Source organism: Paenibacillus riograndensis SBR5, assembly GCF_000981585.1.
GTDB classification, from domain to species: domain Bacteria; phylum Bacillota; class Bacilli; order Paenibacillales; family Paenibacillaceae; genus Paenibacillus_AQ; species Paenibacillus_AQ riograndensis.
This window is the reverse complement of the sequence record NZ_LN831776.1, coordinates 2,456,376-2,477,792: the sequence shown is the minus strand read 5'-3', so window position 1 is coordinate 2,477,792 and position 21,417 is coordinate 2,456,376. Positions and strand designations below refer to the sequence as shown.

Annotated in this window: 15 protein-coding genes; 3 read left to right on the top strand and 12 right to left on the bottom strand. The window is 54.8% G+C overall.

The features are described from left to right. Positions 1 to 1,179, bottom strand: coding sequence for a galactokinase (locus PRIO_RS10015; protein ID WP_020426876.1), 1,179 nt, complete (start codon positions 1,177 to 1,179; stop codon positions 1 to 3). A 235-nt stretch (positions 1,180 to 1,414) separates the two neighbouring features. Between PRIO_RS10015 and PRIO_RS10010 the strand changes: the two genes are divergently transcribed. Beyond that, entirely contained in the window at positions 1,415 to 2,272 is an 858-nt protein-coding gene (locus tag PRIO_RS10010; protein ID WP_020426877.1) for an AraC family transcriptional regulator, read from the top strand. Between the two features lie 748 nt (positions 2,273 to 3,020). Here PRIO_RS10010 and mgrA read toward each other — a convergent pair. The 4 genes from mgrA to PRIO_RS09990 form a co-directional block, all read right to left on the bottom strand. Next, a complete protein-coding gene (gene mgrA, locus PRIO_RS10005) occupies positions 3,021 to 4,022 on the bottom strand; it encodes an L-glyceraldehyde 3-phosphate reductase (protein WP_020426878.1) in 1,002 nt (333 codons plus the stop codon). Between the two features lie 352 nt (positions 4,023 to 4,374). Further along, complete coding sequence (locus tag PRIO_RS10000) at positions 4,375 to 5,112, bottom strand: NAD-dependent protein deacylase (protein WP_020426879.1); 738 nt, start codon at positions 5,110 to 5,112, stop codon at positions 4,375 to 4,377. 32 nt (positions 5,113 to 5,144) lie between these two features. Then, a complete protein-coding gene (locus PRIO_RS09995) occupies positions 5,145 to 5,918 on the bottom strand; it encodes an HAD family hydrolase (protein WP_020426880.1) in 774 nt (257 codons plus the stop codon). A gap of 31 nt (positions 5,919 to 5,949) precedes the next feature. Continuing rightward, positions 5,950 to 6,690: an alpha/beta hydrolase gene (locus tag PRIO_RS09990; protein WP_020426881.1), complete on the bottom strand. Its 741-nt coding sequence runs from the start codon at positions 6,688 to 6,690 to the stop codon at positions 5,950 to 5,952. Positions 6,691 to 6,895: 205 nt separating this feature from the next. On the opposite strand from PRIO_RS09990, the gene PRIO_RS09985 reads away from it, so the two are divergent. Together PRIO_RS09985 and ilvD are read left to right on the top strand one after the other, a co-directional pair. Further along, positions 6,896 to 7,936, top strand: a complete 1,041-nt coding sequence (locus PRIO_RS09985) for an acyltransferase family protein (RefSeq protein ID WP_020426882.1) — start codon at positions 6,896 to 6,898, stop codon at positions 7,934 to 7,936. A gap of 302 nt (positions 7,937 to 8,238) precedes the next feature. Next, on the top strand, positions 8,239 to 9,924 hold the full coding sequence (gene ilvD / locus PRIO_RS09980; RefSeq protein ID WP_020426883.1) for a dihydroxy-acid dehydratase: 1,686 nt from the start codon (positions 8,239 to 8,241) through the stop codon (positions 9,922 to 9,924). 998 nt (positions 9,925 to 10,922) lie between these two features. On the opposite strand, the gene PRIO_RS09970 is transcribed toward ilvD, so the two are convergent. The 7 genes from PRIO_RS09970 to PRIO_RS09940 form a co-directional block, all read right to left on the bottom strand. Continuing rightward, the gene (locus tag PRIO_RS09970; RefSeq protein ID WP_046502136.1) at positions 10,923 to 13,229 is read right to left on the bottom strand and encodes a glycoside hydrolase family 3 N-terminal domain-containing protein; all 2,307 of its coding nucleotides are present in this window, start codon (positions 13,227 to 13,229) and stop codon (positions 10,923 to 10,925) included. Positions 13,230 to 13,334: 105 nt separating this feature from the next. Continuing rightward, positions 13,335 to 14,915 (bottom strand): response regulator transcription factor, encoded by a 1,581-nt coding sequence (locus PRIO_RS09965; RefSeq protein ID WP_046502134.1) that lies wholly within the window; start codon positions 14,913 to 14,915, stop codon positions 13,335 to 13,337. Beyond that, on the bottom strand, positions 14,905 to 16,713 hold the full coding sequence (locus PRIO_RS09960) for a cache domain-containing sensor histidine kinase (protein ID WP_020428286.1): 1,809 nt from the start codon (positions 16,711 to 16,713) through the stop codon (positions 14,905 to 14,907). Before PRIO_RS09960 ends, PRIO_RS09965 begins: the two co-directional genes overlap by 11 nt. A 73-nt stretch (positions 16,714 to 16,786) precedes the next feature. Then, on the bottom strand, positions 16,787 to 17,617 hold the full coding sequence (locus tag PRIO_RS09955) for a carbohydrate ABC transporter permease (RefSeq protein ID WP_020428285.1): 831 nt from the start codon (positions 17,615 to 17,617) through the stop codon (positions 16,787 to 16,789). A 43-nt stretch (positions 17,618 to 17,660) separates the two neighbouring features. After that, positions 17,661 to 18,542, bottom strand: coding sequence for a carbohydrate ABC transporter permease (locus PRIO_RS09950; RefSeq protein WP_020428284.1), 882 nt, complete (start codon positions 18,540 to 18,542; stop codon positions 17,661 to 17,663). Positions 18,543 to 18,643: 101 nt separating this feature from the next. Then, entirely contained in the window at positions 18,644 to 19,960 is a 1,317-nt protein-coding gene (locus PRIO_RS09945) for an extracellular solute-binding protein (protein ID WP_039788051.1), read from the bottom strand. 285 nt (positions 19,961 to 20,245) lie between these two features. Then, entirely contained in the window at positions 20,246 to 21,262 is a 1,017-nt protein-coding gene (locus PRIO_RS09940) for a glycoside hydrolase family 130 protein (protein ID WP_020428282.1), read from the bottom strand. Positions 21,263 to 21,417 lie beyond the last annotated feature (155 nt).

The following is a 21,417-nucleotide window of genomic DNA, read 5'->3' as shown; positions in this document are numbered from 1 at the left end:
TTACTCCACTCCCTTCAGTTCTTCTACACCATTGCCAATCCCGCATACATAGAACTCGCCGATTAAACCGGTTCTGGTTCTGTAGGCTTCTCCTACTTCACGAATAAACCGTTCCACGTCATTCTCATGCACCAGCGATACAGTACAGCCGCCAAAGCCTGCACCGGTCATCCGGGAGCCGAGAGTGCCGGGAATCTTTTGTGCTTCTTCCACCATGACATCCAGTTCTTCACAGCTGACTTCATAGAGGTCGCGCAGAGAGACATGGGAATCATTCATATACAGACCGAACTGCTTCAGATCGTTCTGCTTCAGTAATTCCACGGAGTCGAGCACACGCTGGTTCTCTTCCACTACATGGCGGGCGCGGCGCTGTACCGTTTCGTCGGTGATTTTGTCCTTGTGTGCTTCAAACTGCTCAGGCTTCAGCTCTGCCAGGTAAGACAAGCCCGGAACCTCCTGCTTCAAAATCGCCAGGGCCTCTTCGCATTGGCTGCGGCGCTCATTGTATTTGGAGTCCACCAGGCCTCTCTTCTTGTTCGTGTTGCTGATCACCAGCTTATAAGATCCGGTTACAAAAGGAATCAGGCTGTACTCCAGCGTGTCGCACATCAGCAGGATCGCCTGATCGCGCTTGCCGTTGGCCACGGCGAACTGGTCCATAATCCCGGAGTTTACGCCCACGTACTGGTTCTCCGCACGCTGCGACAGCAAGGCAATTTCCACAGTATCCGTATCTCCGCCGAGCAGCGTCAGGAAGGCGAAGCCGGTAACCACTTCGATGGAAGCCGAGGAGGACAGGCCCGAGCCGTTCGGAATCTCGCCATGGAACAGGAGATCATAACCTGCAGAGACCGGAAGATCTTTTTTGGCCAGTTCCACCATCACACCTACCGGATAGTCCACCCATTCCCCGGTTTTGGCTTTGCCGATTTCACTGTAGTCAATGGAAGCTTCATATGGAAAATTCGTCGATGCGAACTGAACCTTGCCGTCGCTGCGCGGCCGCACGATCAGTGTAGTCCCAAAGTCCAGCGCTGCCGGAAACACGTATCCCCCGTTGTAATCCAAATGCTCTCCGATGAGATTCACCCGCCCCGGAGCATAGAATACACGCACCTCCTCTGTGCTTTTTCCGTATTTCTCGATAAATTTGACTTTCAGATCCTGTAAGCTCATTAATGCCACTCCATCCTTTCGCTGCTTCCCGCTAGAACTTTGGAAAGCGTATTGCTTCGTTTATGCTTACATTATAATAAAATCAGACTTGCCCTGATAATGCAATCATGTGTGTAATGCATGGACAAATGTGACTTTCCGAAAAAGTGGCGATATAATCAAAAGGAAGTTCCTTCACCTTATTCACCCGTCTGCACGGTTATGGCAGCGTTAACTCAAGAAAGGCGGTTCCAGCGTGGAACATACTTATTCCGTAGGATCAAATCCCGTGGTTTATGACCGGCAGCATTTGCATGTGCTTTTTGCCGGCGAGAGCCAGACTCTGCCTCTGCATCAGGCCGGTCCCAAAATCTATGATTACTACCTCATGCATTTCATTGAATCCGGCTTCGGAACCTTCCGCACCGAAGAGCGGAAGTATGAGCTTGGGCCGGGTGACTGCTTCCTGATTCATCCCGGACAGCTCGTCAGCTATGTCTCAGATGAGGATCAGCCCTGGCGCTACCGCTGGGCGGCCTTCACCGGCACGGACGCGGACGCGCTCGTGCTGCAGACCGGCTTCACTCCGCAGAAGCCGGTCCTGTCCACCGCCGAAGGCAGTGTCTTCCCCGGCGCCCTGGCCGGGATGATGCGTGCCTTCTATACGGGCAAAGAGAGCGCCCATCTCACCTCGCTGGGCTATCTCTATCTGCTCGTCGGCGAAGCAGCCGATCTGCTTCTCGCCTCTTCCCGGCTGCCCGGCGCGGAATCGCAGGTTAAGCGCACCGTGAAGCAAATGATCCACTACATGGCGGCCCAGTACGCCCATCCTGTCTCCATCGAGCAGATGTGCGCCAGCCTTGGCTACAACCGCGCTTATCTGTCACGCATCTTCAAGCAGGAAACGGGCCTGTCGCCCGTGACTTACCTGCTGAAGCTGCGCATCGAGAAATCGCGGCTGCTGCTGCGGGAGCGCCCGGAGCTGTCCGTCGAGCAGGTTGCGGCCTCGGTCGGCCTGACGGATGCCCTGTACTTCTCCCGCCAGTTCAAGCGCTTCTGCGCGCAGTCCCCCACCGCTTACCGCATTGCTACGGCAAGGCATGGGGAGAAGTAGATGACGGCCTTGGGGGACGGCCGGGGCTCGCGGACGGCCGGAGCTCGCGGACGGCCGGGGCTCGTGGAGTTTCTGCCAGCCCACCCTTGATCCAGTCCATCCTGTTCATAATCGCCAACATTGGCTGAACGCTAAGTAAATTTGTACTTACGCCTTTTTGCTCAGATTGCTCCCGCTTGAAACACCACTTGCGGGAGGGTGCTAAGTGGAAAAAGTAAAACTAATTTGCCGGAAATCTGGCGGGAACAGGGTTTAGTGGGATTTTGTCCACTTAATTTAAGCAGTTTCATCACATCCGGACGTTTATGGGCGAATTAGTGGTACTTTTTCCAACTAAACGTTGCCCAAGGAGACTGGTATGCCGGATTAGTGATACTTTTTCCACTTAAAGTGTCCCAGCGGACAGTCGTGCCGGATTAGCGGTACCTTTTTCCACTAAGAGTGCCGCAGCAGATAGTTACACCAGGAGTGCTAAGTGGAAAAAGTAAAACTAATTTACCGGAAATCTGGCGGGAACAGGGTTTAGTGGGATTTTGTCCACTTAATTTAAGCAGTTTCATCACTTCCGGACGTTTATGGGCGAATTAGTGATGCTTGCGTTAGCAATACAAGCAGCTCATGCAAATCCTTCGCATGACCGGTCACCGGCCGGACAATCCCCAGTCTGCACGAAAAGCCCGTTTCCGGATCGGCAGGAAGCGGGCTTTTCAGGTGTGATGATGTTGTTATACCGGGCAGCTTATTCTGACTACTCGCTGTCCGTCTTCAGAATCGTTTCGATCCGGTCCAGTTCCTCCTGCGAGAACTCGCCGTGGGATAATGCGGCGATATTCTCTTCAATCTGGCTGACGCGGCTCGCGCCGATCAGCGCAGAGGTAACCCGGCCGCCGCGCAGGGTCCAGAGCAGCGCGAACTGCGCCAGGGAGAGGCCGCGCGAGACGGCAAGCTGGTTGAGCGCGTGAATTTTGCGCAGCACCTCGGGGGTAATCCGGCTTTCGTTCAGAGAAGCGGACGGCCCTGCCGCCCGGGAATCCTCCGGAATCCCGTTGAGATATTTGCTGGTCAGCAGGCCCTGCGCCAGCGGGGTGAAGGCGATGCTGCCGATGCCATGCTCCTCCAGCACATCCTGCAGCCCGCCTTCAATCCAGCGGTCCAGCATGGAGTACCGGGGCTGATGAATCAGCAGCGGCGTGCCGAGGCTGGTAAGAATACGGACAGCCTCGGCGGTCTGCTCCGCCGTATAGTTGGACAGCCCGACATACAGCGCCTTGCCGGAACGGACCGCAGTATCCAGAGCGCCCATCGTTTCTTCCAGCGGCGTCTCCGGGTCAGGCCGGTGCGAATAAAAAATATCCACATAATCCAGCCCCAGCCGCTTCAGGCTCTGATCGAGGCTCGCCAGCATATATTTACGTGAACCCCAGTCCCCATAGGGGCCGGGCCACATATAATACCCTGCCTTGGTTGAAACAACCAGCTCATCACGGTAGGGAGCCAGGTCGCGGGCAAGCACCTTGCCGAACATTTCCTCCGCCGACCCCGCGGGCGGTCCGTAGTTATTGGCTAGATCAAAATGGGTGATTCCAAGATCGAACGAGCGGGTAATCATCTCCCGGCCATTTTCATAGGTATTGATGCCGCCAAAATTATGCCAGAGTCCCAGTGAAATTGCCGGAAGCTTTAGGCCGGATCTGCCCGTGCGGTTGTAACGCATCCTTTCATACCGTTCATCGTTAGCCACATATACCATTCTTCATCCCTGCCTCTCGTTTCGCTGATAGATGCAATACCCTATTTTAAACCGCTGAAGGTAAATGTAATCTCTATAAGTTGAACTATAGTTTAACATTGTGGGGTATGGTCGTAACTACGAGGAATGTTTGGACTTCCAGCCGCTGTTGTCGTAAGAATTTCTTAATTGAACCACCTTTAGCGGTTGAAATCCGGTGACAAAGGCGGACGCATTCGCTCTTCCAGTTCCAAACTTCCCCTCCGCACTTCTACCCTTTTTATGAATTTTTTAAGTTCAACTTATATAGTGAGAAGCAGGCTGGCTATAAAATATATTTTCTTTCTGCTTCCCGGCAGGGCTGCCGGCCGTCTTACAGCAGTTCCTGAATCTTCCCCATCACAGCGCCGATCCGGTCCGTAATAATCAGATCGGCCTGATGATCATACGGAGTCGGATCCCCGTTCAGCAGCACGGTATGCCGGCCCCGGAAATAAGTAATCAGGCTGGCGGCTGGCTGCACCGTAAGCGAAGTCCCGCCGATAATGAGCAGATCTGCGGCTGCAATGGCCGCGACCGATTCAACAAGGACATCATGATCCAGCTCCTCTTCATAGAGCACCACATCCGGCTTGATTATCCCCCCGCATTCCGGGCAGCGCGGAACTCCGGCCTCGGAGGCAAGCACCTGGTCCAGCCCATAATAACGCGAGCAATCCATGCAGTGGTTGCGGTGAATGGAGCCATGCAGCTCCAGCACGCGGCGGCTTCCGGCGAGCTGATGCAGGCCGTCGATGTTTTGCGTAATGACCGCTTTGAGCTTGCCGTCACGCTCCAGCTGGGCAAGAAGCTGATGCGCCCCGTTCGGCTTCGCTTCCGGGTGAATCATTTTGCTGCGGTAAAAGTCAAAAAAAATGTCCGGTGAGGACATAAAAAAGCTGCGGCTCAGCATTACCTCAGGCGGATAAGGAGAATTGTGCTGTGTCTGATACAGCCCTGCCGCCGAGCGGAAATCCGGTATTCCGCTTTCGGTGGATGTTCCGGCCCCTCCAAAAAAAACTATACTCCCGCTGTCCTTAATCCAGGAAACCAGTGTCTGCAATGGGTCCATAAGCCTGCACGCATCCTTTCTATAGTTCATATTCAGATTGTGAGACGAAGCTGATGATAGCCGGAAATGACAGTATCCGCCTCCAGCAGGTGAGCGGCGCTCCCGGCGGGTGATATGCCAATGGACAGGCGCAGGCCTGCGCCTTTGCCCAGCTGCATATCGGCATTACTATCGCCGATAATCACTGCCTCCTCCGGGTCAAGGCCCAGCTCCCGGCAGGCGGTCTCCGCCATTTCAGGTGCAGGCTTGCCGTGCGTGACGCGTTCTCTTGTAACTACCGTGTCAAAATAACCGGTAATCCCCATCCATTCCAGCTGCTCGCCGGTGGTCACAGCCCCATCGGAAGTAACAACGCCAAGCTTCAATGAAGCTGCGGCACACTGCCGGAGAAACGGCAGCAGCTCCGGCAAAGGATGTGCCGCCCGGAGACGGCGCAGCTCATTCAGCGCTTCCTTGCCGATGGCCGTCACCCGGGCAATCGCCTCGTTCCAGGGGACTCCCGCCGTATACAGCTGCCAGGCCAGGATGCCATTTGTCTCCTCTGCGGTAGCCATGGACAGCGGACCGGCAGGGTCATAGCCGATCACCCGCCCGGCGTCGTCATGCACCGTGCCAAGCACCCTGGCGAGGCCCGGGCCGGGGCCAGAGTTGTCTTTTCCGATTAACGCCAACTGGTTCTCCAGCCCCTTCAGCATCAGATCAGCCCAGGTTCCCCAGGTCGCGAGCAGATCGAGCAAGGTGCCGTCCTTGTCGAACAATATGCCCTTGCAGGGTATGGCCAGATCATTTACATGCAGTACAGCCATTCTTCAGCTCCTCTCCTAATTACAGGGCAGCTTAACGCAGATTGCCCATCCAATCCAGCATCGCCCGCGTGGTTAGGGTCTGCTGCTCTTCCTCGGAAACCGCGGCTTTCCCGTCGCCCTTCTGCTCGCCGTAACTTCCGTACTGGGCATGATTTCCGCCTTTGACCGAATAATATATCGTGTTGCCGGGCAGATAGGAACGGCCTTCATTATACTTTTTCTGGTCAACCACCCGATCCTCCGTACCCAGTATGGACAGAACTGACAGCGTAGTATCCTTCAGACTACCCTTCTCATCCGGGTAGGAGGCCAGAAAATATACCCCCTTCAACTGGTCCGCATGCTCCGCCGCATAACGCGAAGCCATGACACCGCCCAGCGAATGGCCGCCCAGCACAAAAGACAGCTTTGGATGCACGCGGATAATCTCTCCGGCCGCATCGCTTTTGATCAACGCGAGGTTCAGCGGCATTTTGGCGATATAGAACGGGTGTCCGGCAGCGGCGATTTTTTTGGCCAGAGGAGCATAAGCCTCCGCCGCAACCAGCGCCCCCGGGTAAAAAATCACGGCCGCTCCAAGAGTGACCGAAGGCTCAAATGAAATCCAGTTATCATTTTGTTCCACCCGGACGCCACCTGCGGAGACCAGCGCACTTTCAGCCCTTTCCTCCGGCGCATAAGGTGTTAAATATCTCCATAGAAAAAAACCTGCCGCAATCAGAATGGAAAAAATACCCAGTAGGACACGGCGCTTCGTTAATTTTTTCCCCATAATGCTCACTCCCGATGACTGCATACAGAAAATTATAGAGGAATCAATGCATTCAAACAACCTTCAACACATCGCCACAATTATCCGCTATGACAGCGCTTACCAAACCGTTATTTGTGATGTAATTCACAATTGTTTTTCCGGAAATCCAGTATTTTAAAATTAAAGTAATTTGCTTAGCGCAAGCCTAATTGGAGGTAAAATCATGGCAGCTAACAGCTCACTAACAGCACGCGGAGAAACTTTTTTTCTTAACCTGCGCTTCATGCTTATAGTCACCGTTTTTGCCGGCAATGCCATTGAACCTCTGATTCAGTCCTTGAGCGGAATGCACAGCCTGTACTTGTGGATTTTCAGTTTCCATATGCCGCTGTTCGTGCTTGTTACAGGCTATTTTGCCGGAAAAAGCCTCACCGGAGCCGCCGGGCGCAAGGTGCTGCTGCAAATCGGACTCCAATACCTCATTTTTCAGACTCTGTACTCCGTGCTGGACGTATCTGTTTTCCATGCAGCCAATATCCATCATTCCTTTTTCGCGCCTTATCTGCTGCTGTGGTTCCTGGCCAGTCATGCCTGCTGGCGCCTCTTGATGCTCGGCATGGGCAGATGGAGCAGGGCGGCACAAATTATTTTCTCCGTTTCAGCCGGTATTGCTGTTGGTTATTTGCAGCTTGACGGTATCTGGTTCAGCATCAGCCGTACCTTTGTTTATCTGCCGTTTTTCGTGATCGGCTACCACTTCTCCTTTGAGGCTTTTGTCCGGTTCTACAATAGATATGTCAAAATCGCTGCCGCCGCCGCATCGGTACTGCTGCTCCTCCTGCTGGGCACGTTCGGTTCGGAGCTTCCGCCGGGCTGGCTGTACGGCAGCATGACCTACATGCAGCTTGACGCGCCTGAATGGTATGCGGGTGTGTACCGGCTGGGAATGTACGGGCTGCAGCTGGCCGCTTCGCTCGCTTTTCTGGGATGGGTGCCTCACCGGCTGAGCCGGATGACCGATTGGGGCCGCCGCACCCTCTATGTTTTCCTGCTGCATGGCTTTGTGGTCCGCCTCGCTGCCGTGTCGGGAATGTACGCTTATCTTGGCAATGCCGCCGGAGCAGCACTTGTGTTGTTGTGCGCTGTTGCTTGTACAATACTGCTGGCCCAGCCCGCAGTCAAACGACTGCTGCATCCCCTGGTCGAGCCTTCTGTGGACTGGATGATTTCCCTGCAGCGTGCTGCCCTGCGCCGTTCCCTGTAACATAATTCCAAATCAGCCTATCCCCTCCGGGATGGGCTTTTTCCGCGTCCGGCAAGGGAATCTTCTAATGACAAACTTCACATTGTCCGGTAGAAAAAAGCGGCTTTTTGTGATAGACTCTCTAATAACGTTCGTATTATATCCGCTTATATTTTATAGAAACGGCTTCGCCCTCTTCTATTTTTCTGCAGGAAGCTGGACCCCGTTCTTTCTATAATCCGCAGATACGCAGATTTTGGGATTGCATTGCGTTAATGCGGCACTATATCCGGTTCATATTTAATTAGGAGGGGAATGTCATCATGGCAGTCAAGAAAATGCGTTCAGACATGATCAAAAAAGGCTTCGACCGTGCTCCGCACCGCAGTCTTTTGCGGGCAGCAGGTGTAAAAGAGGAGGATTTCGGCAAGCCGTTCATCGCGGTCTGCAATTCCTATATCGACATCGTGCCTGGCCACGTGCATTTGCAGGAATTCGGCAAAATCGTCAAGGAAGCGATCCGCGAAGCCGGCGGCGTTCCTTTTGAATTCAATACCATCGGCGTCGATGACGGGATCGCCATGGGACATATAGGGATGCGTTACTCCCTGCCAAGCCGCGAGATCATTGCCGATTCCCTGGAAACTGTTGTTTCCGCCCATTGGTTCGACGGCATGGTCTGCATTCCCAACTGTGATAAAATCACCCCGGGCATGATGATGGGCGCCCTGCGCGTCAATATCCCGACGATTTTTGTCAGCGGTGGTCCTATGAAAGCCGGTGTGGACAGCAAGGGGAAAAAGCTCTCCCTGACTTCCGTATTCGAAGGCGTAGGCGCACACCAGGTCGGTAAAATCAATGATGATGAGCTGCTTGAACTCGAACAATACGGCTGTCCAACCTGCGGCTCCTGTTCCGGGATGTTCACTGCGAACTCCATGAACTGTCTGGCCGAGGCACTGGGCCTCGCGCTGCCGGGCAACGGCACCATTCTCGCTGTAGCCGAAGAACGCAAGGAATTCGTCCGCAAATCGGCAACCCAGCTCATGGAGCTGATCAAGCTGGATCTGAAGCCGCGTGATATCGTAACCAAGGAATCGCTCGACAATGCCTTTGCACTTGATATGGCTATGGGCGGCTCCACCAATACTGTGCTGCACACCTTGGCGCTGGCTCAGGAAGCGGAAATTGATTACCCGCTGGAACGCATTAACGAAGTCGCTAACCGCGTGCCTTACCTGTCCAAGCTGGCTCCGGCCTCCGACATCTTCATTGAAGACGTTGACCGGGCGGGCGGCGTGAGTGCCGTGCTGAATGAGCTTTTGAAGAAGCCGGGCGCAATCTTCGGGGATTGCATGACCGTTACCGGCAAAACGCTGGCCGAAAATGTCACCGGACATGAAATCCTGGACACTACGGTTATTCACCGCCTGGACAACCCGTATTCCGAAGTGGGCGGACTCTCTGTCCTCTACGGCAACCTTGCACCTGAGGGCTCCATCATCAAGGTCGGTGCGGTGGATGCTTCCGTTGGCGGCTACCACAAAGGACCAGCCATCTGCTTCGATTCCCAGGAGGAAGCGCTGGAAGGGATTGCCAATGGCAAAGTTAAAGAAGGCCATGTAGTGGTTATCCGTTATGAAGGTCCGAAGGGCGGACCGGGCATGCCGGAAATGCTCGCTCCAACCTCGCAGATCGTCGGCATGGGTCTTGGCGCCAAGGTAGGTCTGATCACCGACGGCCGCTTCTCGGGCGCATCGCGCGGCATCAGCATCGGCCATATCTCGCCGGAAGCTGCCGAAGGCGGCCCAATCGCCTTTGTCGAGAACGGCGACATCATCGAGCTGGACCTCAACAACCGCAAGATCGAGCTGCTGGTTGACGAGGAAGTGCTGGCGGTCCGCCGCGCCGGCTGGAAGGGCTTCGAGCCAAAGGTGAAGACCGGCTATCTGGCCCGCTACTCCAAGCTGGTAACCAATGCCAGCAAGGGCGGCGTGCTGAAGATCTAATCGGCGCCAGGCCGGGCTAACGTTTCAATGCAGGAAGCACGGAACTGCGAGGGCCTCTTGGCTGGTGTTTCAGCCAGGAGGCCCTCGTTCTCTGCGGCCCCGCAGCAACGGCGATTTTGCCGTTGTTGCGGGGGTTAGATGGAAAAAGTACAACTAATTCGCTCGAATACGCTGCGCATCGCAGGCTAAGTGGACACTAATTCGCTCGAAAACGTTGCGCTCCGCAGGCTAAGTGGAAAAAGGGACACTAATTCGCTCGAAAACGCTGCGCTCCACAGGCTAAGTGGAAAAAGGGACACTAATTCGCTCGAATACGCTGCGCATCGCAGGCTAAGTGGAAAAAGGGACACTAATTCAGCCCGTTTCTCTCCTGGCGGAGTGAAATTGCCGAATTAAGTTTCCTTTTTCCACTTAAACCTCGCGAATGTTTATTTTAGGGAAAAATAAGTTCCCTTTTTCCAACTGCTCACCTGCCGGCGGGCCAAACAACGGCAGTTTTGCCGTTGTTGCGGGGGTTCGACGCGGCAGCGGGGGCAAACAACGGCAGTTTTGCCGTTGTTACGGGGTTCGACGCGGCAGCGGGGCCAAACAACGGCGGTTTTGCCGTTGTTGCGGGGTTCGACGTGGCAGCGGGGCTAAACAACGGCAGATTTGCCGTTGTTGCGGGGGTTCGACGCGGCAGCGGGGCCAAACAACGGCAGTTTTGCCGTTGTTGCGGGGTTCGACGCGGCGGCGGGCCAATCTCCATGTTACACGGAGAGCAGGACCATTGTGTTAAGACTGGCTCAGTAGACTGAGCCAGTGGTCGAGTGGTCCGTAGGCAAAAAGCAGCAGTTAACCAACAACTGCTGCAGCTTTTAAACAAAAGGCGATATCGTTGGAGCAGATAAAGATGCCCTACAGTCATAGTGACTGTAGGGCATCTTTTGTAATATACTGCGTCAACATCAATTGTTGACAAGGAACATTCTTGCCTCCCCCTGCCAATCGGCCAGAAATCAGCCCGTGATCACAAGCTCCGCCGCTTGGGTATCCGCAGAGCTTCCTCCGGCCATAACCGTAACCCGGCAAGGCACGGGAGCAAACTTCATCGCAGTATTCCACACGCCTAACTCTTCCACACCCAAGCGGAAGGTCACGGTTTTCTCTTCATTAGGCTGCAACGTGATTTTGTGGAAGCCCTTCAGTTCCGCTATACGGCGCGTAATGCCGGACTCGCGGGCACGGATGTACAGCTGGACGGTCTCCATCCCCCTGGAGGTTCCGGTATTCCTCACTTTGATGCTGGCGGCTACTTCACGGCCTGCCTTAAGGTCACCGGCGGAGATTGAGTCCGCCGATAGTGCCACGCTGCTGTATTCAAATCTCGTGTAGCTGAGCCCATGTCCAAAAGGATACAGCGGGGCTGACGGCATGTCCACATATACACGGGGGCGGCCAGGGTCCTTCTGGTTGTAGTAGACCGGCAGCTGCCCTGAAGAGCGCGGCAGGGACACCGGCAGCTTGCCGCTGGGATTCACATGGCCGAACAGAATTTCGGCGATAGCCTGTCCGCCTTCAGTCCCCGGATACCCGGTGCAGAGCAGCGCACCAGCCAGCGGCGCCAGCCCGTCCAGGGCATGCGGGCGGCCCTGGATAATGACCGCCACGACCGGCGTGCCGGTGGCGGCAACCGCCTCCGCGAGCTGCTGCTGGATGCCGCCGAGCCGCAGGTCGGCCAGGTCAACCCCTTCCCCGCAGTCCATTTCGGACGGACTGCCTTCACTGATAATCGCGGCGCCGTTGGCTTCGAAGTCGCCGCCGAACTGCCGTGCGCTGCTGCCGCCGAGCACCAGCACAGCTACATCCGCGCTGCGCGCCAGCTCCACCGCTTCGCTAAGCCCTGCTGTAGAAGACTCGCGGATACCGCAGCCGAGGGCATACACGACCTCGGCACCGCCTGGAGCGCACTGCCGGATGCCCTTCAGCACTGTCGTACCGGTTCCTTCGCGTTGTATGCTCGTATAATCGCCGAGCTGATTATACAGCCGGTCTGCGTTGGGACCGATGACGGCAATCCGGCGGTGTTGAGCCGCAAGCGGAAGCAGGCCTCCTTCATTCTTCAGTAACACAACCGATTCCCGCGCCACCTGCAGATTCAGCTCGCGGGTATCCGCATGGCCCACGGCGGTAAGCGCCTGCTGCTCATCTGTATACGGCTCGTCGAACAGGCCGAGCCGGAACTTCAGCGTCAGCACGCGTGCGGCTGCGCGGTCAATATCTGCTTCGCTGGCCAGCCCCAGCTTCACCGCCTCCTCCAGCGTGGTGAACCCCTTGTCCCACAGGCTTAGATCGACCCCGGCGCTCAACGCCAGCGCCGCTGCCCCCTCATGGCTGCCGGTGAGCGCCACCAGACGGTCGATGGCCTGGCCGTCAGCCATAACAATGCCGTCAAACCCCCACTCCCCGCGCAAAATACCGCTGAGCAGCGCCTCATTGGCATGGCAGGGAATGCCGTCGATTTCATTGTACGCGGCCATGAATCCCGCAGCACCTGCCGCTGCTCCCGCCCGCGCTGCCGGGAGATGGATCTCGCGCAGCTCGCGCTCCCCGATGGCTGCCGGTCCGGCGTTCCTTCCGCCCTGCGCAGCCCCCTGGGCGCACAGGTGCTTGAGGATCACCGCCACCTTGCCCGGCGAAGCCGGCTCTCCGCGCGTTCCCTGCATCCCGCGCACCGCTGCTGCCGTAAAGGCAGCGGCCAGAAACGGGTCCTCGCTGTAGCATTCCTCGGAACGTCCCCAGCGCGGATCATGCAGAATATCCAGCGCAGACAGCAGTCCAATCTGCGCGCCGCGGCTGCGCAGCTCCAGGGCCACCTTGCTGTAGGCCTGCTCCATCAGCTGCGGATTCCAGGTCGCCCCGACCGCCAGATTCACCGGCAGCAGCGTACCGTCCAGCGCCTGATGGCCATGCGGACACTCCTCGCTGAGCAGCACGGGAATACCCAGCCGCGTGTGCTCCCGAATATAACGCTGCACCTTGTTCGCAGCTGAGGCGCTGTCCGCAGCCGTAATGCCATTGCTGTAATCGACGCCGGACCAAGGGTCGCTGCGGAATAATCCATACAGCGCCCCCATGCCTCCACCGGCAGCGACCTCCTGCCGGAAAGCCTCGGTAAGCACCAGCTCCCCGTTCTCCCAGGCGTAAGCATCCCAGCCGTACATCCGCTGGTTAAGCTGGCCTATCTTTTCACGCAGCGTCATGCGGGACAGAAGATCCTGAACCCGCTCCTCTACACGAAAAGATGAATTCTTGTATACCTCCATCTATTTGTTCCTCCCGTTTGTTGCCCTCATCTAAACTGAACGCTAAAGATTAAATATGCAAATATCAGCAAGGAAGCAGACCTTCTGCACTTTACCGCCCCAGCCCTACAAGTCCTTGCTCGCCCTGAGTCCCCGGTATTCCTTGGGGGTCATGCCCGTATAGGATTTGAATACCGTTACGAAGTACTTGTATTCCTTGTAGCCCACCTGGTCGGCAATTTCGAACACCTTGTCATGTGTGGACGCAAGCAGCGCCTTGGCCTGCTCGATCCGCAGCTCGTTCATATATTCGGTGAAGCCTTTGCCCGTGCTCTGCTTGAAAATATAGCTGAAATAGCTGGGCGTGATCTTCAGCCAGGCCGCGACCTCGGAAGCCTTGAGATCGGTGCGGTACTGCGCTTCGATGTAACGTTTGGCCTTTTCGACGATCCAGTAGGAGCGGTCTGTTCCATTCTGCTCAATCAGCTCCAGCAAATCAGCCATGTCCTTTCGGATCAGCTCCTCCAGAGCCTCGTAAGAATTATACAGATACAGATCCGGGACCTGACGGCCGTAATCCATTCCCGTGATTCCGCTCTTGCGCAGCCGCTGGCGCAGCAGGGCGAACAGTTCCTCATACACCGTCATAATTTCATGCAGCAAATACGACTCGCGCCTAAAAAATTGCAGCATCTCCGACACAAGACCGCCCGTTTCCCCGGCATCCTGCTTGAATAAAGCCGCGACCAGCTTCTGCACCATATCTGCAATATCCAGGGCAGCCGGCTCCCGGACGCCGCTCCACTGCCGGACTGCCTCTTGATCTAAAACAACAGCTTGCCCCAACACGGAATAACGCAGCAGTTCCGCGGCTTCGGTACAGCGGTCTGCCGTTTCTGTTGCATCGGCATAAACCTGTGATACACCGCAGTGGAGCTCCGCCTCGGGGATTAGCTCCTCCATAAGGCGGTCCAGCAGTACCCGCCATTCCTGCGGCTCCATCCAATGGTCCGACACCCCCAGCGTGATCAGCAGATTCTCATGATCGAAGATCGAGACCAGCCTCAGGCCGGGCAGCGAAAGACGCTGATGAAGCCTGCTAACCCATTGCTCCTGCAGCTGCTCGTATTTCTCCTGGCCGAGTTCCGCATAACGCTCGTGAAAAGACCCGAGCTGTGTCGCCAGAATTCTGAACTGGGCTCCCTGCAGCGATGGCGGAACAGCCCTGCGGTAGGCAATGCCATGCCTGGCCATATGGGTCAGCCAGAGCTTGACCTCATCCTTGCCGCCCTCCTGCTGCCGGCGGCGGATTTCATCCGCCAGCTTGCCCACTACCCCGGTAAGCTCGTCCACATTGACCGGCTTCAGCAAATAATCGTTCACCCCAAGCCGCATGGCCTGGCGCGCATAATCGAAATCTTCATAGCCGCTGATGATGACCATCCGCACCTCAGGGTACCGCTGTCCTACTTGCTCGGCCAGCTGCAGACCGTCCATCCCCTCCATCCGGATATCTGAGAGCAGGAAATCCACTTCAGTATTTGCCATCACCTGCAGCGCTTCCTCCCCGTCATAGGCCTCGCCAATCACCTCAATCCCAAGCGCAGCCCAGTCGATGGTCAAGCGAAGTCCCTTGCAAATGATCGGCTCATCATCGACAATCAGCATTTTAAGCCCATTGGCATTCCCTTTTCCGTTATTGCTCATGATCTTCACCCCCCTCTCTTTCGGTCCGCTGCAGCGGGAGAATGATGCGGATTCCCGTGCCTTCATCCGAAGTATAGATGATCTTCAGTCCGAACGCCTGTCCGAAGAAAATGGACAGCCGTTCATGAATATTATGCAGCGCGCCCCCGTGCCCGGCTATTCGCTCTGATGGCCCAGGCTTCAGGGCTGCCGCTACCGCCCGCGCCCGGTCCGCCGTCATCCCCTTGCCGTTGTCGGTCACCTCAATCCTGATTTCATCTCCGGCTGTATAAGCCTTTACTTCGATCCTGTTCACAGGCCTGCTCCGGTCCCAGGCATGCTTAAGCGCGTTCTCCACCAGAGGCTGAATGGTCGCCTTCAGGGTGACTGCATCCTCAATTCCCGGCTCCAGGTGCAGCGAATAAGACAGCTTGTCCCCCAGCCGGTACTGCTGTAAATACAAGTAGGCCTGGACAAATTCCATTTCCTTGCCCAGCGTCGTCTGGTAGCTGCCATTATTGACGCTGGCCCGAAAGAACCTGGACAGCATTTCGATCAGCTGGCTGGACTGCTCCGCCTGCTCCAGACGGGCCGTCCAACGGATCATATCCAGCGTGTTATAGAGGAAATGCGGGTCCATCTGATTCTGCATCAGCCGCAGCTCCGATTCCCTCTCCCGCAGCTCAAGCTTATATTTATGTTCAATGAGCTGCTGGATCGTCATTACCATCTCATTAAACTTGCTGTTCAGCTCGGCGATTTCATCCTGTGAGTCGATAGGCACCCGCGCGCTGAAGTCCCCGCCGGCCACCCGCCCCGTTTCGATTTTCAGTCTTAGAATGGGACGGATAATGGTGTAGTGGAACCCGAATAGTGCGGTGAGCGCCAGTACCAGTATGGCTGTCAGGATGATAAGCATCACGATCTTGACACCGCGGAATTCCTCCGCCATTTTGGCCTCAGAGATCATGACAACCACTTTCCACTTGGAATTTTCGATTTGATTGTACATCGTCAGGTACCGCTTGCCGGCAACCGTGTAGGCTGCCAGCTTGTTTGTGCCGGTGGTAAGCGCATGCATCTGGGATGGGCCGGGAACATAGCCGCCCGGAAGACGGTTGACCGATTCCAGAATCAGATCCCCTGCCCCGCCTACCATGAACACGCTTCCGTAGTCAGCAGCCAGCACGCCTTTTTCAAGCTGTGCGGCTATGGAAGCCTCATCTAAGCGGATGGTCAGCATGCCGAGGGGCTTCGTGATCTCACTGAAGGAGTTCAGGATACGGATCATCGACAATACCCGGACCTGCCCGTTCCAGGAGCTTTTCAGCGGATAGCCTTCCGTCCAGTATATCCCGCCTTTACGGGCCACCGCCTCACGTTCCCACACCCCTTCATCCCCGCTGAACGGCTCGCCCATCTCGATGGAATTGCCGTTGAAGCCGGAGATGACGATGGAGCGGATATAACTTTTTGACATCAATTGAAAGGTCAGAAAATCTTCAATATTGCGTTTGTATACCGCCTTCTGTTCATTCCCAAGCGGCGGATAGCTGCTGAGAAAGTTCCGCATGTCGGGACTCAGGATAAAATAATCCGCGATGTCCTCCACCATTTTGGTCTGCTCGCCAAGCTGGCTGGTCACATTGTCAAGGTTGCGCCTGGTGGAGCTGATGAACTGCTCGCGCAGGACCTTGTTATATTTATATTGCACAATGACCCCAACTCCGATGGTCGGGAGAATGACAAAGAGCAGAAATATGACCAGCGCCTTGCGCTTTAGACCGAAATTGCGGGGCTTTCTCCAGCGTATCTTCATCCGTTAAGACTCCTTTTTCTCTCCGCCGCCTGCTTCTTTGCAGCTGCCAGCCGATGGACCGGAGTCTCCAGGCTCAGCCCTTGACGGCCCCTGCGGTCATCCCGGTTACCAGCTGCTTTTGCAGCAGCAGATAGAAGATCAGTATGGGAACAAGCGCGATGGTCAGCGCCGACATCTGCAAAGTATAACTCGCCGTCTCCACCCCTACAAAGTTCGCCAGGCCGAGAGGCAGCGTCTTAAGCGAATTGGAGGTGATCAGCACCAGCGCGAATAAATATTCATTCCAGTTGTATATAAAGTTGAGTATTACCACCGTAGCCATCGCAGGGCGGGTAATCGGCAGAATAATAGACCAGAAAATGCGGAATACCCCGGCCCCGTCCATGATGCCCGATTCCTCCAGATCCTTGGGAAACCCCCGCATGAAGCCCTCCAGGATAAACACCGTCAGCGACAGGTGAAAAGCGGTGTAAGGCAGGATAAGCGATAAATACGTATCAATGAGACTTAATTTTTGCATAATCAGAAAGATGGGAATCAAGGTGGCGTGAATCGGCACCAGCATCCCCAGCAAGAATAGCGCATACGTAAACCCGCGCAGCCTGAAGGTGAAACGTGCGAGAAAATAGGCGGCAAGCGAGCCCAGCAGCACGGTCACGAGCAGCGATACGAACGTAATCAGCAGGCTGTTCAAAAAGTAAATATTCATATTGGCAACTTCCCAAGCTTTGGTATAGTTCGAGAAATGCAGTGTGGCTGGAAAGGAAAACGGGTTCGCCGCATATTCCTGCTCTTCTTTAAAGGAGTTGACGATCATCCAGAAAATCGGAATTATATTCATAATAGCGAACAGGCTTAAAAATGTGTAGGCGAAGATTTTGAACAACGGCGATTTTTTCTTCATTATGTCTTCCTCCTTTCATAAATAACCTTAGTTTCTGATAAAATCATCCTCGGGCATCCTTCTCCCGGCCGATCCGGTTGACGATGCTAATCACAATCAGGCTGAACAGCAGGATCAGAATGGATACCGCACTGCCGTACCCGTAGCGCAGATTCATGAACGCACTGTTGTACATATAGAGCGTCATGACTTCGGTCTGATGCGCCGGGCCGCCGCCGGTAAGCACCTGGATCAGATCAAACACACGGAAGGAGTTGCTGATGCTGTACACCACCGCAACCATAATCGTGCTGCGGAGCATCGGAATAGTGATATGCAGCGTGCGCCGGAAGCCTGTTGCGCCGTCCAGCTCTGCTGCTTCATTGACTTCATCCGGAATATTTTGCAGGGCGGCGAGGAAAATAACCATGTACAGCCCGCAGTTCTGCCAAATGTACGCCACACTGATCGACAGCATGGACCACTTCATGTCGCCCAGCCAGTTCTGCTGCCAGCTTCCCAGCCCGAAGAACGCCAGCATGCTGTTCAGCATTCCGTATTCTGTGTTATAAATCATGCCCCAAATTAAGGAAACCATGACAGAAGAAATTACAACGGGCATAAACCCTACGGTACGGAAAAAGCCGGAGCCCTTCAGCCCCCGGTTCAGCAGCAAAGCCATAATCAGGCCCAGCGGAATCTGCCCGACCAATCCGGTAAGCATAATCACAACGTTATTCTGAACCGAAAGCCAGAACGTATCATCCGTGAGAATACGCGAATAGTTGTCCAGGCCGATAAAAGTCATCTTACCGATTCCGTTCCAGTCCATCACCGAGTAGTAAAGCGAAATGCCGATCGGTATGATCGCAATTCCAAGATAGATGACCAGCGCCGGAAATAATCCGATAAAGATCGCCAGTCTAGTTTGCTTAAGCGTATGCACAGGGCATCCCCCTTCCAGTCGATTCCTCTTCTGCTTATGAAACGGAGAAACGGCTTCGCCTGTTGACTCCACAGACGGACTCCGTTTCTCCTTATCCGGTCCTAGTTCAGTTGGTCAACCGCTTCCTGCGCATCCTTGGCGACCTGTTCCGGTGTGCCGCGGCCCACGGTGAGCGCCTGTATACCATTCTGTACTACATCCACCACCTGCGTCGGGATAATGCTGTCAAATACAGGGGCCGTGCCTTTGCTGGTAAGCTCCAGCATTTCTTTCAGATACGGGCTGGCATCCTCGGGAATTTCTACGGTGGCCGGTACCACTACCCCGTTGCGGATCAGCTCCTTGTACAGATCCTCGCTCACAAAATACTTCATGAACTCCTCGGCTGCCGCCTTGGTTTTCTCATCCAGTCCGCTCTTGATCGCAATGCCGTACTGCACAACGCCTGCGCTCTTGACCGGGTCGCCTTTGCCGCCGTTCACACTTGGGAAGAGGGCAATTCCGAACTTGGCGCCTTCGTCATTATTGATGCGGATTCGTGCGTCTACCGTCGAGGAGGAGATATGCATAGCTGCTTTTCCCTGGATGAAATAGTCCTGTCCCTGCACGGAATCCATATTGTTGGCATCGGTATTGAAGGCATCCAGCTTGGTCAATTCATCGATGACTGAAATGGCTTTGACAAAGTCAGGGTCAGTAAACTTCGCTTCCTTCTTCATCACCTTGCTGAGGAAGTCACTACCGGTGAAGCGGTCCCCGATGATGGACAGGTAGGAGGACTGCAGCGGCCATTGCTCTTTGTTGCCCAGTGAGATTGGCGTAATGCCGGCAGCCTTCAGCTTTTTGACCGCATCGATCAGTTTATCGTAGGTATCCGGGAACTCCGTATAACCAACCTGGGCGAACATGTCCTTGTTATAATAAATAATGTCCACAAAAGTTTGCTTCGTCGGAATCGCATATTGCTTGCCGCCAATGTTGAACCCGGCCAGAGCAGTCTCGGGCAAAATCGCCTTCCAGTTGTCCATCAGACTGTCGATCGGCTCCACCAGACTTCCTTCCACCAGCGGCTCCAGATCCGCTCCCGGCCAGACGACATTGATGTCCGCCAGATTGTTGGCGGCAGCCAGTGTACGCAGCTTCGTTTTGTATTGTGCGGACGGCACACCGTCCTGCTTAATGACGATATTCGGATGTTCTTCCTCGAATTTCGCGATCCGTGCCTTGTACACCTCATTGTCCACATTGGGCGATGTCCAGGGATGCATCATGTTCAGGGTGACGGTTTCTTCCGCATTTCCGTTCCCGTTCCCGCTTCCGCTGGCGTTATCCGCACTGTTGCTGTTGCCGCAAGCGGCCGTGAACAGGGCCAGTACACCCGTCATACCGAGTAATGCTGCTTTTTTTGTCTTGTTCATTGTCACTATAATCAACCCTCTTTCTCATAAGTTTAACGATACGTTAATTATAGAAGCTATCGGCGGCTCCCTATATCCCACAAATGTTAGATTATATCCTTGATTATTCAGATGATTTGCAATAAATCGCTAAAAATTGTAAATTTCTTTGAAAATAAGTCATGTTATATTACATTCAATGTAATGAAAATGACATTTTCTTTCTTTATTTTCACGGTAAACGCTTCCAATGCAAGGGTTTATATAACCGCTTGAAAGGGTCAAGCGGTTATATTACCTCTGCTGCTACAGCACAGCCGCCCCTAGCAGATGCTCCAGCATCTCGGAGAGCGGAACCGTAGCCAATGCAATCGCCGTATCGGTCACACCATAGTAAATATGGAGAATACCGTTATCAAGCACACAGCCGGTCGGGAAAATCACGTTGGGAATCTGATAGCCGAATTTTTCATAATAAGTCTCCGGCTCCATAATAAATTCCTTCGTTCTGGCGATTACCTTGGACGGGTTCTCCAAATCCAGCAGCATCGCGCCCAAACGGTACACCGTATCGCTGTCTACGCCGTGATAGAGCAGCAGCCAGCCATATTCCGTGCGGATCGGTGGGGTGGAAGCACCGATTTTTTTATTTTCCCAGCCGTTTTCCGCTTTGGCCAGCAGCGTTGGCGCTTCCCAGCTCTTCAGATCATCCGAATAGGAAATCCAGATAGCCGCCTGCTCTGTTCCGTACGCCTCGCCGATATACTCCTCCGGCCTGCGCAGCAGCGCGTATTTGCCGCCGATCTTCTCCGGGAACAGCATATTATTGCGGTCATTGATCTCCAGCGGTGTAGTCGTGCTTACATATTCCCAGTCGGTCAAATTGCGGGAAGACATCAGGATGGAGCGGGTCAGCCAGTGCCCCTCTTCTTTCCCCCAGCCATCGGGATATTCGGGAATGGAGCGTTCAGGAATACCGGTCCCAGTCGGGTAGTAGTTCATCGCACAGGGACGAAGCGCAAACGTCATGTAGAAAATATCTCCGATCTTCACGATCCGCGGGTCCTGCACGCTGCCGTAAGGAAAGCCGAGCATATCGGGGGTGACCACCGGCTCCTCCTTCACATGTGTAAAATGCACGCCGTCTTCGCTTTCCAGCAGGCCCAGAAAGTTTTTGCACGGGGTCAATGAGCCAGCGGTCCGCTCAATCATATAAAACTTGCCGCCGTCCTTGATGACTGCCGGATTGAACACCGTCGCCAGCCTCCAGTCATACTTGCCCGGAACGACAATCGGATTCTCCGGATGTCTGTTGATTTTCATTGCTCTGCCTCCTCAGGGTAGCCTCTACTTCGATTGATTATTCCAATTATAGCCCGCCCCCCGGGGTGCAAAATATCCTTCATAGTTTAGAAATCATCCGAATAATAGCGCCAGTTTGCCGGCTTGTTCCCTAAAAATCAAAAAAAGCTCCTGCA

Excerpts from the sequence above, each read along its gene's own strand:
- PRIO_RS09970 (WP_046502136.1), bottom strand. The coding sequence starts at position 13,229 with ATGGAGGTATACAAGAATTCATCTTTTCGTGTAGAGGAGCGGGTTCAG.
- mgrA (WP_020426878.1), bottom strand. The coding sequence starts at position 4,022 with ATGGTATATGTGGCTAACGATGAACGGTATGAAAGGATGCGTTACAAC.
- PRIO_RS09990 (WP_020426881.1), bottom strand. The coding sequence starts at position 6,690 with ATGGGGAAAAAATTAACGAAGCGCCGTGTCCTACTGGGTATTTTTTCC.
- PRIO_RS09965 (WP_046502134.1), bottom strand. The coding sequence starts at position 14,915 with ATGAGCAATAACGGAAAAGGGAATGCCAATGGGCTTAAAATGCTGATT.
- ilvD (WP_020426883.1), top strand. The coding sequence starts at position 8,239 with ATGGCAGTCAAGAAAATGCGTTCAGACATGATCAAAAAAGGCTTCGAC.
- PRIO_RS09945 (WP_039788051.1), bottom strand. The coding sequence starts at position 19,960 with ATGAACAAGACAAAAAAAGCAGCATTACTCGGTATGACGGGTGTACTG.
- PRIO_RS09940 (WP_020428282.1), bottom strand. The coding sequence starts at position 21,262 with ATGAAAATCAACAGACATCCGGAGAATCCGATTGTCGTTCCGGGCAAG.
- PRIO_RS09985 (WP_020426882.1), top strand. The coding sequence starts at position 6,896 with ATGGCAGCTAACAGCTCACTAACAGCACGCGGAGAAACTTTTTTTCTT.
- PRIO_RS09955 (WP_020428285.1), bottom strand. The coding sequence starts at position 17,617 with ATGAAGAAAAAATCGCCGTTGTTCAAAATCTTCGCCTACACATTTTTA.
- PRIO_RS10000 (WP_020426879.1), bottom strand. The coding sequence starts at position 5,112 with ATGGACCCATTGCAGACACTGGTTTCCTGGATTAAGGACAGCGGGAGT.
- PRIO_RS09960 (WP_020428286.1), bottom strand. The coding sequence starts at position 16,713 with ATGAAGATACGCTGGAGAAAGCCCCGCAATTTCGGTCTAAAGCGCAAG.
- PRIO_RS10015 (WP_020426876.1), bottom strand. The coding sequence starts at position 1,179 with ATGAGCTTACAGGATCTGAAAGTCAAATTTATCGAGAAATACGGAAAA.
- PRIO_RS09995 (WP_020426880.1), bottom strand. The coding sequence starts at position 5,918 with ATGGCTGTACTGCATGTAAATGATCTGGCCATACCCTGCAAGGGCATA.